The sequence below is a fragment of the Actinoplanes sp. L3-i22 genome (assembly GCF_019704555.1).
GTDB lineage: Bacteria > Actinomycetota > Actinomycetes > Mycobacteriales > Micromonosporaceae > Actinoplanes.
The window spans coordinates 3,146,211-3,163,127 of record NZ_AP024745.1 but is presented as its reverse complement, the minus strand read 5'-3'; the positions used below and the strand labels follow the sequence as shown (position 1 = coordinate 3,163,127).

Sequence of the window (16,917 nt, the reverse complement as noted above, 5' to 3'; positions counted from 1 at the left end):
CCCGCGCCCTGCGCTCGCCCAGGGGCGGTCAGAGGGAGTCGACCAGCCGGCCGTCGCGCAGGCTGAGGACCCGGTCGGCGCGGTCGATCAGGTTGGGGTCGTGGGTGGCGACCAGGGCGGTCATGCCCCGGGCGTCGACCACCGCGCGGAGCAGGTCCATGATCGCGCGGCCGGTGTCCGAGTCGAGCTGACCGGTCGGCTCGTCGGCGATCAGCAGGTCCGGGTCGTTGGCCAGCGCCCGGGCCAGCGAGACGCGCTGCTGCTGGCCGCCGGAGAGCTCGCCGGGGCGCTGGTTCGCCTGGCCGCCGAGGCCGACCAGCTCCAGCAGGACCGACACCCGCTCGTCGCGCTCGCGCGGGTCCCGTCTGGCCAGGCGCATCGGGATGCTGACGTTCTCCGCCGCGGACAGGATCGGGATCAGGCCGAACGACTGGAACACGAAGCCGATCGTGTCCCGGCGCAACTCCAGCAGGTCGGACTCGGCCGCGCCGGTGACGTCCTTCCCGGCGACCGCGATCCGGCCGGTGGACGGGCGGTCCAGGCCGCCGATCAGGTTCAGCAGGGTGGTCTTGCCGGCGCCGGAGCGGCCCCGGACGGCGACCAGCTCGCCCTTCGCGGCGCTGAACGACACCTCGGACAGCGCGTGCACGACACGCTCGCCGGTCCCGTAGGCACGCGACAGCCCGGACACCTCGACGACGCTCATGATGACTCCCCCGGACGGACTTCGACGTGGTCGGGCTCGAGGTTGAGGCGGACGCGGTCCCGCAGCTCCAGGGCCTCGACGAAGGCGGCCGGCAGCTGCAGGCGACCGGCCCGGTCCAGCACCGCGTACTCCTCGGAGACGTGGTGCTCGGTGCCGTCCTCGGCGAGCCGGGCGGAACGCCGTACCTCCGAAGCGGTTTTCCCGTCCCGGATCGCGACCGCGCGGCGGACCTGGTCGGCCACGGCCCGGTCGTGGGTGACCACCACGACGGTGACCCCGAGCTCGGCGTTGACCGTCCGCAGCGCGCCGAAGACCTCGTCGGCGGTGGCCTCGTCCAGCTCACCGGTCGGCTCGTCGGCGAAGAGCACCTCGGGGTCGTTGGCCAGGGCGACCGCGACCGCGGCCCGCTGCTGCTCACCACCGGACATCTCGGCCGGCCGGGCCCCCGCGCGATGCGCGACACCGACCATCTCCAGCAGCTCGTCCGCCTTCCGCCGGCGCCGGGTGCCGGCCAGCCGCATCGGCAGCTCGACGTTCTCCCGAGCGGTCAGGTACGGCAGCAGGTTCCGCGCGGTCTGCTGCCAGACGAACCCGACGATCCGGCGGCGGTACTCGAGACGCTTCTTCGCGGTCATGCCGAGCAGGTCGAAGCCGGCCACCTTGGCGATCCCGGCGGTCGGCTCGTCCAGCCCGGACAGGATGTTCAGCATCGTCGACTTGCCGGAGCCGGACGCGCCGACCACCGCGAGCAGCTCACCGCGGTCGACGACCAGGTCCAGGCCCTGCAGCGCGACCACCTCGACGCCCTCGGTCCGGAAGATCCGGACCAGCCCGTCGCAGACGATGTGCCCGCTGAGCCGGTCCTGTCCCCCGGCCCGGGCCACGGCCCGTTCCGCAGCCCGCCTCTCCAGATCAGCAAGATCAGAAGTCACGACTGCTCCTCTCCGAGCCGCAGCACCGTACCGAGGCGCAGACGACGGTTGGCGACGTTCTCCACGGCGAGCGCGGCGATCACCGCGACGACGGCCAGGGCCAGCACCCCGCCGGCGAACCACGGGTCGAGCCTGGTCCCGGCGGTGACCCCGGCGGTGAACCCGCCCAGGTCCAGCGCCGGCCCGATCAGCGAGGGCAGCGCGAACCCGGCCAGGCCGCCGGCGACCACCGCCACCGCGATCAGCGGCACCAGCTCGAAGATCAGCAGGCGCCGGCCCTGCCCCGGGGACAGGCCCATGGTCCGCAGCCGGGACAGCGTCCGGCCCCGGGCCGGTGCCCCGGTCAGCACGGCGAGCGCCACCGCGGTCAGCGACAGCACCGCCGCCGCGATCATCCCGGCCGTGAAGGTGAAGCTCAGCGCGCCGTCGACGCCCTGGTTGTCCAGCCCGGCCCGGTACGACCGCCAGGTGACCACGCTCGCCGGCACGGCCAGCTGACCGGCCTCGATGACCCGCCCGGTGGCCCGTTTGAGCTGCTCGACCTGGCCGGCGTCGGCGGTCGCCCGGAGCTGCGCCTGGTCGAACCCGGCGCCGTCGACCAGGATCCGGTTCGGCTGGACCGGCTGGTAGTCCGGGATCGGCATGGCCTGCTGCGGCAGCACGAGGAAGTCCCGCGTCCCGGCGGGCAGGCCGGGCACCTGGGCGCTGACCCCGGCGACGGTGAACTTGTAGGCCCGGCCCAGCACCTCGACCGTGCCGCCGGTCCCGACCTGGGCGGCCAGGTGCGGCGACAGGACCGCGGGCACCGGCCCGGTGGTCTTGACCGCGCCGGTGAGCACGGCCGGCAGGTCCAGCCCGGCGGTGGCCGCGTCCACCACCATCGCCTCGCCCTGCAGGATGTTGACGCTCGCGTCGCCGCGCACCTCGGAGCCGGCCGAGAGCAGCATCGGCGTGGCCCGGCTGACGTGCGGCAGCGCGGCGATCCGCTGGGCGGTCTCCGGGGTGAAGTAGAAGCCGCTGACCACCGCGTCGGCCGGCACCGCCAGGTTCGCGGCACGGTCCCGGGCGCTGCTGACGGTGCTGGTCACGGTGCCGGTGAACAGGCCGGTCGCGATCGCCACGACCAGCACGGCGAGCGGTCCGGAGTGCAGCGGCGCGCGCCCGGCGCCGCTGAGCCCGAGGAAGGCGATCGCGCCGCGGGCCCGGGCCGCGATCCGCCCGGCCCAGCGCAGCGGGACCGGCACCCCGCGCAGCGCCACCACCGAAGCGGCCAGGGCAAGAAGAACAGGAGCCCCGATCAGGTACGGATCCACGCCCGCCCCCGAGCTCAACCCGCGCAGCCGGACCAGGTAGACGGCGCCGGCCGCGAGCAGCACGAGGAAACCCTCGGCGGTCAGCCGGCGCGGCGACGGGCGGGTGGCGGCGTCGGTCCGGTGCCCGGAGAACGACGGGCGGTGGGCGGCCAGGGCCGCGGCGACCGGCGCGGCCAGCACCGTCAGCAGCGCCACCAGCCCGACCAGCACCGGCTCGACGTCGTCGGCCCGGCCGGGCACGAGCGTGCCGCCCAGCCAGCCGAGCGCGATCGCGGCCGGGACCACGACCAGCACCTCCTGCAGGGTCCGGGCGGCCACCGCGCGGACCGCGCCGCCACGGGCCCGGAGCAGGGCGAACTCGGCCCGCCGGCGGTCCGTCATCAGCCGCGCGGCCAGCAGGATCAGCCCGGCCGCGGTGGCCAGGATGCCGGCCTGCACCACCGCGAGCAGCGACTGCACCGCCCGTACCTGCCCGTCGAAGTCGGCGAGCGTGTTGTCCACGCTGCTCTGGATCGAGGTCTTCTCCGGCGGGGTGCGCCGGGTCTCGGCGACCGCCTTGGTCAGCGTGTCCACCTGGTCGGCGGTGATCCGGTTCTCGTCCAGCCGGTACCGCCACCGGTCGGTGAGGTCGTCGAGCTCGGCGCCGGCCGTCCGGGCGCCGGGCAGGTCGGTGAGCAGCGTCGCCTCCTCCCGGAGGCCGTCCAGCGGGTTCGGGCAGCCGCCCTTGACCAGCTGCTGGTCGGACCAGACCGGGTCGGCCGGGTTCGCCGGGGCGAACACGCCGGAGACGCGCATCCGGGTGTCGGCGAACCGGGTGCTCATGGTGATCCGGTCGCCGACCTTGAGCCCGAGCGCCTGGGCCGCGTCCTCGCCGACCATCACCTCGGGGATCTCACCGGAGGCGGCGGCCCGCCCGCCGACGATCCGGATCGCCGCGGCGGTGGCCGGCTCGTAGCGCAGCACCGCCACGTTCGGGCAGGACTTGGACGGGGAGCCGGTGGGCAGGATCGGGTTCAGCCCGGTCTCGGCGATGTACCAGGAGCCGTCGATCAGGCTCGGCAGCGGGGCGCGCAGCCCCTCCTGGATCACCGGGAGCCGGCCGGCCGCGGTCGCCGAGCTCACCTCCCCGCCGGCGTGCACGCCGGAGAAGGTGAGGTCGCGGTTGGCGGCGGCCAGCTTGCGGATGTCACCGCGCAGGCCGTCGTCGGTACGGCCGTTGGCCAGCCGGGCCGGGCCGGAGACCAGGAACGCGGTCAGCCCGCCGAGCACCGCGAGCAGCAGCAGCTGCCCGAGAAAGGCGCGGGCACGGCGCAGGACGATCATCGGTCCTCCCCCAGACGCAGGCGGGACGCCGGGAGGCGCCGGGTGGCGGACACCGCGGTGATCGCGCTGACCCCGAGGGCGATCACGACCAGCAGGACGGCGCTGCCGACGGTCCGGCCCCAGAGGACTTCCAGGAGCGCGTCCGGCACCGGGCGGCGGGCCGCCGGGGTGAGCACCAGCAGCGGCGCCATCGCGGCCGCGACCAGCAGGCCGACGCCGAGGCCGGCGAGCGCGCCCAACCCGGCCAGCAGCGCCTGCTCGACGATCATCGAGCGGGCCAGCAGCCGCGGGCCGGCGCCGAGCGTGTTCAGCACGGCCAGCTCGACCGAGCGGTGCCGGGCGGTGGCCCGGGCGTCCGCGGCGATGCCGGCCGCGGCGAGCAGCATCGCGCCGAGCGCGGCACCGAACAGCGCGACCCGGGCCGCGTCGCCGAACGGGTCCCCGCCGGCGGCGAGCGCCCGCTGGTCGAAGACCTGCAGGCCGGACAGCCCGGTGGGGTCCGGATGCCCGCTGATCCACCACTCGCCGGTGCCGTGCAGGATGCCGTAGCCCTGGAAGAGCCGGGCGTCCAGCGCGCCCCGGTCGGCGAGGATCGCCGCCGCGGCGGTCGTGCCGGGCACCTGGTCGACGGTGGCGATCACGGTGACCGGCACCGACACACCACCGACCTGGAGCTGGCTGAAGTCGCCGAGCGCGGCCCGGGTGGCCGGGGTGATCGCGATCGGCACCGGCTTCCAGTCCGCTTTCTGCACGAGCGAGACGCTGCCCTCGATCGGGAAGGTGGGGCCGATCAACGGGTTCGCCGCGGCCGACTGCCAGTAGCCGTCCTGGCCACTGATCCGCCAGTGCACGGTCTTCTCGCCGATCGCCTCGACCCGGAAGCCGAGCAGGCCGGGGACGGTCGTGGTGAGCCGGATCGGCGTGCCGCGGTCGCTGGTGCCGAGGTCGGCGCGGCGCCCGTCGGCGAAGATCGCGGTGGTGCGGGCCGGTCCGTCGCTGACGATCCGGCCGGGCCGCAGTGTCGGGGTGGTCCCTGCGCCGCCGGCCGCCGCGAGCTTCGCGATCAGCGCGCCGACCGGGCCGCCGGTGGTGTCGTCGCGGGCCTGGACGGTGCCGGTGGACGCGGCGGCGGCCGCGTCCAGGGCGACCACCTCGGCCGGGTCCTTGCCGGCGGTCAGCGTCACCGAGTCGCGCCAGGCCGGGACCACGGCCCGGACGCCGGGCAGTTTCGCCAGCTCCTCGGCCCGGCCGGCGGGCGCGATGCCGCCGGCCTCGACCAGGCGCAGGTCCGCCCCGGTCTCCTGGACCGCCTGGTCGACCCGGGACTGCTCGGCGGTCGCGGCCAGGCACCAGGAGACGGTGGCGGCGGCGACCGCGAGGGCGAGCATCACCATCGGGCCGGCCTGCGAGCGGCGCCCGGCCTGCCAGGTGCCGAGCAGCGAGGCCCGGGCGCGGCCGCGGTTCAGGCGGGCCGCGGCGAGCCGGGCGACCGGCGGGAGCAGGCGGATCGCGAGGACCGCGCCGGTCAGCACGCCGAGCGTGGGGGCCGCGGCGAGCAGCGGGTCGATGCCCAGGCCGCCCGCGGCGGCCGGCGCCGAGTACTGCCGCAGCTGCAGCCAGCCGAGCGCGGCCAGCGCGACCACGGCCAGGTCCAGGCCGGCCCGGCGCAGCATCGGCAGGCGCCGGCGGCTCGAGGTCTCGGCGAGGTAGGTGCCGCCGCGGCGGGTCGCCGGCGCGGTCAGCGCGAGCAGGCCACCGACCGCGACCAGGGCGCCGACCAGCCACACCCCGGCGTCCAGCCGCACCTCGGGGTAGCGCAGGCGCAGCAGGGTGACGGCCAGCGGGGCGCCGATCGCGGCGGCCGGGAGCACCAGGGCGAGCGCTTCGACGGCGGCCAGGCCGGTCAGCTGACGGCGGGACGCGCCGCGGGCCCGCAGCAGCGCGGTCTCGCCGCGCCGGGACTCCGCGAGCAGGACCGCGACCAGCGACAGCGCGTAGCCGCCGAGGACCACGACCAGCAGCATCGGCGTGACCAGGGTGGAGCGGCGGACCAGGTCGGCGCGGTCCAGGCGGTCGGCCAGGTCGGGCAGGCCGGTGTTGATCGTCGCCGACGCCCCCAGGCCGCTGACCTGCGGCAGGTTCGCCCGGGTCGAGGTCACTGCCGCGGCGGTACGGCGCACCGAGTCCAGCGTCGGCGCGGCGAGGTCCGGTTCGACCAGCCAGCCGCCGGACGCGCCGGTGAAGAAGCCCGGCTCGGAGCTGACGATCGGCCCGTAGGTCGACGTCTGCGGCAGGTGACCGCCGGCGACGTCCGGGGTGAGCAGCCAGTACGGGTCGGCGGCGTCCCTGGGGCGCCACACGGCGCTGACCGTGCGGGCGGTCACCCGGCCGGTCCGCCGGTCCTCCAGCCGCAGCGTCTTCCCGCTGGTGAGCCCGAGCGCGATGGCGGCCGGCTCGGCGAGCGCGACCTGTTTCGGCCCGGCCGGCCAGGCGCCCGAGACCAGGTCGGCGTGGGCGCTCAGGTCGTCGAGGCGGATCAGCGAGGCGTAGACGACACCGGACGAGTCCGGGACGGCGGTTCCGGCGGGGCCCTTGACGGCCCAGCCGGAGCCGTACTGGGCGGCGCTGACCCGCGCGCCGGGGTAGGCCTTCCGGATCGCCGCGTCGCGGGCCTGCGGGTCGGCGCCGAGCGCGCCGCGGACCAGCACGGACAGCTCGTCCGGATCGGCGATCGCGACCGCGGCCCGCACGCCGGCGCCGGCCGAGGCGGCGGCGTAGGCGGTGAGGCCGGTGAGCAGGAGCACTGCGGCGATCATGACCGCGGCGGCTGCGGCGAGCAGCCCCCGCGCCGCTGCCGCACGCCGGAGGATCAGCGCCATCGGCGCCCCGGTTCGAGCATGCGGCGGATCTTGCCAGATGGGAACGGCTCACGAGTGCCCGGACCCGTGAGCCGTTCGGTTCCTCCGCTTTTGGGTTTTAAAGACCGCAACCACCCTCGGACGTCGCCCTGTAGGGCCTCGCGTTCTGGGCGCCCCGCGCCCTGCGAGGCCCGGAAGGGTCCCCGCGGGAGCGACGATCAGTTATTGGCCGCAGCGTCGGAAATGAATCTCTGGATTTTGCTCAGGGTTGGCTTCTCGGGCTGTCCGGGGCGAGGGTGTCGATGAACTCGTGCGGGTCGTGGATGTCGGTGTTCTTGCGGGCGGCGCTGGCCTCGGCCGTGAGCTGGGCCTGGACCTTGGCGGTGCCGGCGCCCGGGATCGCGGCGACGCTGTAGTAGGCCTTCTCGGCGAGGGTGTACGCGGCCCGGTAGTCGTGGTTCGCGAACGCCTTCGAGGAGAGGGCGAGCAGCGCGTCGGCCACCCGCAGCGAGGTGTAGCCCTTGCCCTTCGGCACGGTCGCGGCCACCCGGTTCGCCGCCTCCCAGTAGGCGGCGGTCAGGAAGCGGTCGCTGTTGTCCCGGTCGAACTGGCTGAAGTCCCAGTTCAGGTCGATGTAGCTCATCATCGTGTTGTTCTCGTCGCCGGCGTTGGCGAACAGGAAGTCGCCGGACGGGCCGTAGTCGACGCCGGTGGCGCTGTCGTAGCCGTCGTGCGGGTGCGACATGCCCAGGTGGTGGCCGACCTCGTGGATCTGGGTGGTGGTCAGGCCGTAGCCGCTGGCGACGACCTCGGGCGAGATGAACGAGAAGACGTAGGACTGGTCGCCGGTCGCCCAGTCGTCGTCGGCGTAGCCGAGGGCCGGCACGCCGATGCCCGCGCCGACCGCGTAGTTGAAGACCGGCACCTCGTAGTCGGCCCTGCCGTCGAGCACGCCGGCGAGGTGGTCGCGGGTGTAGAGGTAGAGGTTGGCGAACGCCGGGTAGCCGGAGTCCGGGTAGCACGACTCGTCGGCCAGCTCGCCGAGGTAGCAGGCCTGGTTCTCGGCGGTGTACGGCAGATCCTGCTGGTCCTCGCTGAGCCGGTTGCGCCAGCGCAGCTCGGACAGCTCCTGGGTGACCAGCTTCGGCTTGAGGTACTGCTTCGAGGCGTCGACCCCGGCCCAGCCCTCGTAGGTGTTGCTGTCCACGTTGATGCTCTTCGGCATGGTCGCGCCGGGCAGCTCGACCGGGTAGAGCGGGGACGTGGTCATCAGCAGGTTCAGCGCCACGTAGCGGGTGATCTTGCTGAGGTCGCCGGTAAGCTCGCTCGGGTCCCGGAAGCCGTTCCCGGTGTACTCCCAGATCGGCGGCATCCGGTAGTCCGGGACGCCGTCGCCGTCCACGTCCGCGTTGTCCACGTCGTAGTTGGACGTCCAGGACTCCGGGCCGGCCGACAGGTCGTGGAACCAGACCCGCCGGGTCGCGCCGAGACCGGTCTCCTCGTCGTCGGCGGTCGTCCCGCCCCAGGCGATCAGCTTGCGGCTGTCCCGGTTCTTGCCGAAGTCGTAGCCGGTGTCCGGGTCCGGCTCACCGGTCTTGGTGTAGACGTGGAACTTGAAGTCCGAGCGCCCGTACCAGTTGATGAAGTAGATCGTGTCGCGCCGGGTGTCCACGCCGGCCGGCGGGTGGAAGGCCAGCCACTTCTCGACGGTCGGCGCGTCGATGTAGTTGTTGGACGTGATGTCCAGGACGTTCTTCGCCTGGTCGTTGTAGGCCTGCTGGTACGCGGTCAGCGGGGCCGGGGTGGCGAGCTTGCCGAGCTGCCGGAAGAACGAGTCCTGATAGGACTTGTCGGTATATTTGAGTTTGTAGTCGTAGGTGTAGGTGATGCCGAGCTTCTCGGTCACGCCGTAGGCCAGCCGGGAGCGGACCACCGGCTCGTAGGTCTTCGACAGCCCGGCGAGGAAGTCCGAGCGCTTCGGCGTGTAGCCGACGAAGACCACGTTGACCGGCACCTTCTCGGTCAGGCGGGGCTGGCCGCCGGGGTCCAGGTAGCCGAGGCGCGGCGAGGCCGCGGCCGCACCGGCGGGTCCCGCCGACGCCGTCACCAGCGCCACGACGAGCGTCGCCAGGAAAGGGGTTCGCCATCTCATGTGGACACATTTCCATTGACCCCCACCGTTGGGAAGCCATTGACTAGGGTAAACCTGTGAATGACGCCGCACTGGAAATTCGTGGTCTGACCAAGACCTTCGGGACGTACCGGGCGGTGGATCACGTCGATCTCACCGTGCGACCGGGAACGTTCCACGGGATCGTCGGGCCGAACGGCGCCGGCAAGTCGACGACGATCGGGATGGCGGTCGGCCTGATCAGCCCGGACGCCGGCACGATCCGGCTGCTCGGCGGCGACGCGCTCGCCGACCGGCCGCGGGCCCGGGCGCTGACCGGGGTGCTGCCGGACGGGCTGGACTTCCCGGAGCGGCTCACCGGCGCCGAGCTGCTGCACTACTGCGCGGGGCTGCGCGGCGTCCCCGCCCCGGCCGACCGGATCGCCGAGTTGATCGAGGTGCTCGGCCTGGCCAAGGGCGCCGCCACGCCGCTCGCGGACTGCTCCACCGGCACCCGCAAGAAGGTCGGGCTCGCCCAGGCCCTGCTGCACGCGCCGCGGCTGCTCGTGCTCGACGAGCCGTTCGAGGCGGTCGACCCGGTGTCGGCCGCGGCGATCCGCCGGGTGCTGCGCCGGTTCGTGGCCGGCGGCGGCACGACCGTCCTGTCCACCCACTCGATGCTGCTGGTCGAGCAGATGTGCGACGACGTCACGGTGATCCACCAGGGCCGGGTCGTCGCGGCCGGCCCGGTCCGCGAGGTGGCCGGCCCGGCCGGCCTGGAGGAGCGCTTCGTCGAGCTCGTCGGCGCCGACGCGCCCGGCACCGCCGAGCTGACCTGGCTGATCCCCGGATGAGCGCGGTCCCCACGCTGGCCCGGATGCGGTGGACGATGCTGCGCCGCGCGCTGCGGGAGAACCCGGCGCCGATGGTCGCGGCGCTGGCCGGCCTGCTGGCGGCCGGCTGGCTCCTGCGGTACGCCGTGACCGGCGACCGGCACACCCTCACCATCCTCACCGGGGCCTGGGTCCTCGGCTGGATCGTCCTCCCGCTGCTGCTCGGCGGGACCCGCGGCCGGCTGCGCCCGGCCCAGCTGCGCCTCGAGCCGATCACGGCCGCCCCGATGACGATCGGCCTGCTCGCCGCGTCGGCCCTCGGCATCGGCCCGGCCGTCTCGCTCCTGGCCCTGGCCGCGCTGCCGGTGCACGCCGCGGTCGAGCACGGCCCCGGCGCGGCCGCGGTCGCCGCACTCGGGGCGGTCCTGCTCTGGCTGCTCGGCCTGACCGGCTCGGCCGTCGCCGTCGAAGCCGTCGGGCGGGCCGCCGGGCCGGTCGGCGCCGTCCTCACCGGACTGTTCACCGGCGCGGTGATGGGCGTCTCCGGCTCCGTCTGGGCGGTGGCCCCCTGGATCGGCCTGCTGCTGATCACCGGGCCGCCGCCGGCCACCTTCGCCGCGCTGGAGCGGATCCCGAGCGACTGGCCGCTGGCCGCGGCCACCGCGACGCCGCTCGTCGCGACCGCTCTGCTGCTCGGGCTGGCCCTGCTGGTCGGGGGCGGCGTCGCCGCGTACGCCCTGCTGGTCCGCCGGGTGATCACGGCCGGTGCGCCGTTCAGCCCGCGCCGGCCGGCGACCAACCGCGCGCGGTTCAGCGCGACCCCGGGTCCGATCCGCGCGGTCACGGTCCGGGAACTGCTCTCCTGGGTACGGCATCCGCTGCGGCTGCAGTACCTGACGTTCGCGGTCGTCTACGGGCTCCTGCTCGGCCTGCTGCCCCTGCTCGCCCACGTGACCCTGCTCGCGCCCTGGGCCGGTCCGCTCGCCGTGCTGTGGGCCGCGGGGATGGCGGCGAGCCTGGTCGGCCTGGACGGCACCGCGCTGTGGATGCCGCTGCTCACCCCGGGCGGCACCGGCGCCGAGACGCGGGGCCGGGCGCTGGCCTGGCTGCTCCTCGCGCTGCCGATCGGCGTGCTGCTGACCGTCGCCGGGATCCTGGTCGCCCCGGGCGTGGACCCGCTCCCGGCGCTGGCCGTGCTGCCCGCGGTGCTCGGCGCCGGCGCGTCCACCCCGGTCTGGGTGGCGCTGCTGCGGGTCCGCCCGGTCCGCGACGTGCGGCACCCGACCGCCGCCGACAACCCGACCGACATCATCAGCGTGCTGCTCGCCATGACCGGGCCGCTGCTGGCCGCCGCGCCGGCGTTCGCCCTGGCCGTCTGGGGGCCGGGCGGGCTGCGCTGGCTCGCGCCGATCGTCGGCCTGGTGACCGGCGTGGCGGTCGGGCGGGGTGCCCTCTGGCTGGCCGACGACCGGCTCGCCCGGCGGGGCACCGAGATCCTGGCCGCCGCCGGGGACCGCAGCGCGCCACCGCCGCCGGCGGTTCCGCTGACCTGGGATCCCGGGTGGTACCGGGAGAACCGGTCGACCGCGTGGGCGCTGGTCCTGCTCACGGCCGGGTGGATCCCGGTGCTGCCGCAGGGGCTGCTGGTGCTGGTCCTGGGGGCACACGGGGGCTGGATCGCGGCGTCGCACCTGGGCGGGGACGCGCGGACCGGGGTGGCGCTGGGGATGGTCGCGCTCGGGGCGGCGATGCTGCTGACCGGGCTGGTTCTCTGGGGGCGGCGCCCACTCACCGCCGGGCAATAGCGGAACGGACCATTCGCGAATCATCCGTTCGGCCAGAATTGTCCAGAAAAAATATGACATTCCCGGATTGGTGTGGCGTAAACCTCGCGCGTGAATGCGGGGGCCCGGCTGACGCCGTACCGCGAAATGATCTGACCGCGAGCAACGGCAATGGCCGAGGGCCGCACCCCGGAAAGGATGCGGCCCTCGGCCGTGCGACGAATCCGCTCAGTTCTTCTTCCACGGGCCGTGCGGGCCGTGGTCGTGCATGTCGTGCGGGCCGTGGTCGTGATCGTGCATGTCGTGCGAGCCGGGACCACCCCAGCCGTAGTAGACCTTCAGCGCGTAGCCGCGCCGGAAGCCCTCCCGGACCGGGATGCAGTCGTGGTCGGTCCACTGGCGACGGAACTCGCCGCGCTGGCCGTCCCGGTGACACGCCCCGGAGCTGCGGTAGAAACCGAGCACCCGGGAGCGGGACTTCGCCTGTGCGGCGGCCGGCGCCTTGGGCTTGGCCTCCGGCGTGGCGTGGGCGGCGGACGACGCGGCGGCCGGGCCGGCGGTCATGACCAGGCCCGCGGCGGCGGCCAGGCCGGACATCGCGAACCCACGGATCAGCTTGTTCATCGGATCACCTTTTCGTTCATAAAGGCAATTTCGGACAAACTGATCATATGGATCGCGGATCTTTCCGGTTGGCGACACACGTCCACGATCAGGTGACGCCGTTGTGCAATTCGATCTTCGATCAAGCTAGATCAATCGTGCATTTCCGCAGCTCATTACGCATCTATCAAACGTCAAACCGGGCGCCGCACACTGAGTGCGAAATCTTGGGGACCGGAGACGCCGGTGGCCCGGTGCCGACAGCGCACCGGGCCACCTGACGCGGGACTCAGACCGCGATCGCCTGGCGGGCGCCGGGTCGCAGGTAGACCGCCCAGGTGACGATCACGCAGAGCGCGTAGAACGCGATGAACCCCAGGTACGCCGCGTCCGCGTCCTTGTAGGCCAGGAACGACTGCCGGAACGCCAGGTTGACGAGCACCCCGCCGACCGCGCCGATCGCCCCGGCGAGGCCGATCACCGCACCGGAGATCCGCCGCGCCTGGTGGTCGTCGCCGGCGTACTTCGCCTTGAAGATCGCCGGAATCATCTTGTACGTCGAGCCGTTGCCCAGCCCGCTCAGCACGAACAGGCTGATGAACCCGGCGATGTACAGCGGCAGCGACCGCTGCTGGGCCGCGATCAGGACGACGCTCGCGCCGAGCCCCATCGCGATGAAGTTGACGAACGTGACCTTCGCCCCGCCCAGCCGGTCGGCGAGCGCCCCGCCCACCGGCCGGATCAGCGACCCGAGCAGCGGCCCGAGGAAGGTCAGGTAGGCCGCCTTGATCGGGGTGTTGAACTGGGTCGCGAACTGCACCTGCAGGACCTGCCCGAACGCGAACCCGAAGCCGATGAACGAGCCGAACGTGCCGATGTAGAGCAGCGACATCACCCAGGCGTGCCCCTCCCGCACCGCGTCCCGCATGCCGCGCTTCTCGTTGCGGGCCTGGCTGAGGTTGTCCATCCAGATCGCCGAGCCGAGCGTGGCGAGCACGATCAGCGGGATGTAGATGCCGGCCACGATCCCCGGGTGCCCGGCGCCGAAGACGGCCAGCGTGAACAGGCCGACCAGCTGCACCGCGGCGACGCCGATGTTGCCGCCGCCGGCGTTGATGCCGAGCGCCCAGCCCTTGTAGCGGTTCGGGAAGAACGCGTTGATGTTCGCCATCGAGGAGGCGAAGTTGCCGCCGCCGACCCCGGCCGTCGCGGCCAGCAGCACCAGCGTGGTGAACGAGACGCCCGGCTGGATCAGGAACGCCGCCAGGACCGACGGGATGAGCAGCAGGGACGCGCTGATGATGGTCCAGTTGCGGCCGCCGAACCGGGCCACCGCGAACGTGTACGGGATCCGCAGCCCCGCCCCGACCAGCGTCGGCACGGCGGTGAGCAGGAACTTCTGGGCCGGGTCGAAGCCGTACTGCGGGCCGAGGAAGAGCACCATCACCGACCAGAGCGACCACACCGAGAAGCCGATGTGCTCGGAGAAGATCGAGAAGATCAGGTTGCGCTTGGCGATCTTGGACCCGCCGTTGGCCCAGAATGCCGGGTCCTCGGGGTTCCAGTCGTCGATCCAGTGGCCCTTGAGGGTGGCGGATGAAGGACGCTCGACAGCTATGGCAGTCATGATCAGTCTCCCAAAAGGATGTGACCGTCGTCTTCCCGTACCGGGTAGACGTTGATCGGGGGCTGGCCTGACTGGGAACACCCGGTGGCGAGGTCCCAGGCGAACAGGTGCAGGGGGCAAACGACGACCGCGTTGTCGATCTGCCCGTCCGCCAGCGGGCCGCCCTTGTGCGGGCAGATCGCCGAGACCGCGCGCAGGGAGCTGTCGCGCAGGCGGAAGATCGCGATCATGTCCCCGTCGACGGCGTAGGTACGCCCCTCGCCCAACGGGATGTCGGTGACCGGTCCGAGATTGACGAGCGATGTGGTCTTCATGAGCGCACCGGAACCTGAGGAAGGACGATCAGCGGAAGGGAGGTACGGAACTGGCCGGGCGTGGCCGGCTCGGCCCGCTCCTTCCAGGGATCCTGGTACGACTGCACGGCCTCCTCGACCGCGGCGTCCAGGGCGGCGGCGATGCCGTCCGTGTCGTCGACGACGATCTCCCGGATCCGGTCGACGCCGATCCGCGGCACGAACGCGTAGGTCCGCTCCAGCCAGTTCGCGTTCTCCCGGTAGTACTGCAGGAAGCGCCCGGTCAGCCGGATCACCTCTTCGGCCGAGCCGACCGTGGTGAGCAGATCGCCCTTACGGATGTGGGCGCCGGCCGCGCCGCCGACGTAGATCTCCCACCGGCCGCCGTCGATCGCGACCACACCCAGGTCCTTGACGTACGACTCGGCGCAGTTCCGCGGACACCCGCTGACCGCGAGCTTCATCTTCCCGGGCCCCTCGAGGCCCTGGTACCGCTCCTCGAGCGCGATGCCCAGCGCGGTCGAGTCACCGACCCCGAACCGGCAGAAGTCCGAGCCGACACAGGTCTTCACGGTGCGGAAACTCTTGGCGTAGGCGTACCCGGACGGCATGTCCAGGTCCGCCCACATCGCCGGCAGCTTCTCCTTCGGCACCCCGAGCAGGTCGATCCGCTGGCCGCCGGTGAGCTTGACCATCGGCACGTCGTACTTCTCGGCCACCTCGGCGATCTTGCGGAGCTGGGCCGGGGTGGTGACGCCGCCCTTCATCTGCGGGACCACCGAGAAGGTGCCGTCGCGCTGGATGTTGGCGTGCACCCGGTCGTTGATGAACCGGGCGTCGCGCTCGTCGACGTAGTCCGCGCCCCACATCATCTTCAGCAGCGACGCGAGGCCCATCTTGCTCTTGGCGTCCTCCCCGCCCGGCGCGAGCTTCGCAAAGACCGAGGAGACACTGGTGAGGCGGTATTTCCGAATCGAAGCCATAAGTTCCGACTTCGGCATCGGCACGCCGGGGACGTACCAGGACGCGGCCGGATCCTCTTCGGCCGCACCGCCGTTCGCCCACTCGACGATCCGCTGGACCAGCGGCTTGCAGGTACCGCAGCCCTTACCGGCGCGGGTCTTGTCCATCACCCCGCTGACCGTCCCGCACCCGCCGGCCACCACCCCGCAGATCGCGCCCTTGCTGACCCCGTTGCAGTTGCAGACCTGGGCGTCGTCGGGCATGTCCTCGGGCGACTCCTCGACCGCTCCCCCGATGTCGAAGATCAGCGACGAGCGCTCCTCGGGAAGGGCGGTGCCCCGGTCGAAGTGCTGGATCAGCGACGCGGCCTTGCTGTTGTCCCCCACCAGCGTCGCGCCGACCAGCACGTCGTTCCGGATGATCAGCTGCTTGTAGACGCCCTTCTTCGGCTCGTTGTAGACGATCACCTCGTCCTCGTCGTGCTCCGGGGCGATCAGCCCCATCGAGGCGACGTCGATGCCGGCGACCTTGAGCTTGGTGTGCAGCTTCGAGCCGGTGTACGCCACCCCGGACGTGCCGGTGATGTGGTCGGCCAGCACCTTCGCCTGGTCCCACAGCGGCGCGACCAGGCCGTACAGGCTGCCGCGATGCTGCGCGCACTCGCCGACCGAGTAGACGTCCTCGTGGCCCTGGACGCGCATCTGGTCGTCGACCACGATGCCGCGCTCGACCGGCAGGCCGCTGTTCGCCACCATCTCGGTGTTCGGCCGGATCCCGGCGGCGATCACCACCACGTCGCACTCGATGACCGTGCCGTCGGCCAGCTTCACCCCGGTGACCTTGTCCTTGCCGAGGATCTCGCTGGTCATCGCGTTGGTGATCACGTTGATCCCGAGCTTGCCCTCGACGCTGGCCTGCAGCATCTGGCCGGCCTTCGGGTCGAGCTGGCGTTCCATCAGGTGACCCATGGCGTGCAGCAGGGTCACGTGGCTGACGTGGTTCTGCAGTCCGCGTGCCGCCTCCAGGCCGAGCAGGCCGCCGCCGATCACGACCGCGCGCTCGTGGTCCCGGGCGTAGCGGATCATGCCGCGCGTGTCGTCGAGCGTGCGGAACGCGAAGACGCCCTGGTGGTAGCCGCGCTTCGGGTTGTGCACGTTCTTCATCGGCGGCGTCCACGAGTAGCTGCCGGTCGCGATGATCAGCTTGTCGTAGGGGGTGGCCCCGCCGTTGCTGTCGTGGACGATCCTGGCCGCGGCGTCGATCCGCTCGATCTTGACGCCGGCGTTCAGCGTGATCCCGTTGTCCCGGTACCAGGCGAGGTCGTTGAGGAAGATGCCCTCTTCCGTCTCCACCCCGGCGAGCAGGTTGGACAACATGATCCGGTTGTAGTTGCCGTAGGGCTCGTCACCGAACATCGTCACGGAGAAGTCCCCGTGCCGGGCGAGGATCTCCTCGACCGTCCGGGCTCCCGCCATGCCGTTGCCGATGACGACAAGCTTCTGAGTCACTGCGTCGGTCCCTTCTGGCCGTGTGCAATGAACTCTGGCGGCGTGGCGTTAACCCGGAAGACCA

General features: G+C 72.7%; 11 protein-coding genes. 2 read left to right on the top strand and 9 right to left on the bottom strand.

All coding sequences use genetic code 11. The features are described from left to right. Positions 1-28 precede the first annotated feature (28 nt). The 5 genes from L3i22_RS13995 to L3i22_RS13975 all read right to left on the bottom strand — a co-directional run bounded on the left by L3i22_RS13995 (position 29) and on the right by L3i22_RS13975 (position 9,284). A complete protein-coding gene (locus L3i22_RS13995) occupies positions 29-706 on the bottom strand; it encodes an ABC transporter ATP-binding protein (protein ID WP_221327395.1) in 678 nt (225 codons plus the stop codon). After that, complete coding sequence (locus L3i22_RS13990; protein WP_221327394.1) at positions 703-1,638, bottom strand: ABC transporter ATP-binding protein; 936 nt, start codon at positions 1,636-1,638, stop codon at positions 703-705. Before L3i22_RS13990 ends, L3i22_RS13995 begins: the two co-directional genes overlap by 4 nt. Further along, entirely contained in the window at positions 1,635-4,274 is a 2,640-nt protein-coding gene (locus tag L3i22_RS13985; protein ID WP_221327393.1) for an FtsX-like permease family protein, read from the bottom strand. Before L3i22_RS13985 ends, L3i22_RS13990 begins: the two co-directional genes overlap by 4 nt. Then, positions 4,271-7,153 (bottom strand): FtsX-like permease family protein, encoded by a 2,883-nt coding sequence (locus L3i22_RS13980; protein ID WP_221327392.1) that lies wholly within the window; start codon positions 7,151-7,153, stop codon positions 4,271-4,273. The genes L3i22_RS13985 and L3i22_RS13980 overlap by 4 nt, the downstream gene beginning before the upstream one ends. A 241-nt stretch (positions 7,154-7,394) precedes the next feature. After that, positions 7,395-9,284, bottom strand: a complete 1,890-nt coding sequence (locus L3i22_RS13975) for a hypothetical protein (RefSeq protein ID WP_221327391.1) — start codon at positions 9,282-9,284, stop codon at positions 7,395-7,397. A 56-nt stretch (positions 9,285-9,340) separates the two neighbouring features. Between L3i22_RS13975 and L3i22_RS13970 the strand changes: the two genes are divergently transcribed. Both L3i22_RS13970 and L3i22_RS13965 read left to right on the top strand, forming a co-directional pair. Then, entirely contained in the window at positions 9,341-10,096 is a 756-nt protein-coding gene (locus L3i22_RS13970; protein WP_221327390.1) for an ABC transporter ATP-binding protein, read from the top strand. Next, the gene (locus tag L3i22_RS13965; protein WP_221327389.1) at positions 10,093-11,880 is read left to right on the top strand and encodes a hypothetical protein; all 1,788 of its coding nucleotides are present in this window, start codon (positions 10,093-10,095) and stop codon (positions 11,878-11,880) included. The genes L3i22_RS13970 and L3i22_RS13965 overlap by 4 nt, the downstream gene beginning before the upstream one ends. A 207-nt stretch (positions 11,881-12,087) precedes the next feature. Here L3i22_RS13965 and L3i22_RS13960 read toward each other — a convergent pair whose 3' ends face one another. The 4 genes from L3i22_RS13960 to nirB form a co-directional block, all read right to left on the bottom strand. Continuing rightward, positions 12,088-12,483, bottom strand: a complete 396-nt coding sequence (locus tag L3i22_RS13960) for a hypothetical protein (RefSeq protein WP_221327388.1) — start codon at positions 12,481-12,483, stop codon at positions 12,088-12,090. A 268-nt stretch (positions 12,484-12,751) separates the two neighbouring features. After that, positions 12,752-14,089: a NarK/NasA family nitrate transporter gene (locus tag L3i22_RS13955; protein ID WP_221327387.1), complete on the bottom strand. Its 1,338-nt coding sequence runs from the start codon at positions 14,087-14,089 to the stop codon at positions 12,752-12,754. A gap of 2 nt (positions 14,090-14,091) precedes the next feature. After that, a complete protein-coding gene (locus L3i22_RS13950; protein WP_221327386.1) occupies positions 14,092-14,403 on the bottom strand; it encodes a Rieske 2Fe-2S domain-containing protein in 312 nt (103 codons plus the stop codon). Then, positions 14,400-16,853, bottom strand: coding sequence for a nitrite reductase large subunit NirB (gene nirB / locus L3i22_RS13945; protein ID WP_221327385.1), 2,454 nt, complete (start codon positions 16,851-16,853; stop codon positions 14,400-14,402). Before nirB ends, L3i22_RS13950 begins: the two co-directional genes overlap by 4 nt. Positions 16,854-16,917 lie beyond the last annotated feature (64 nt).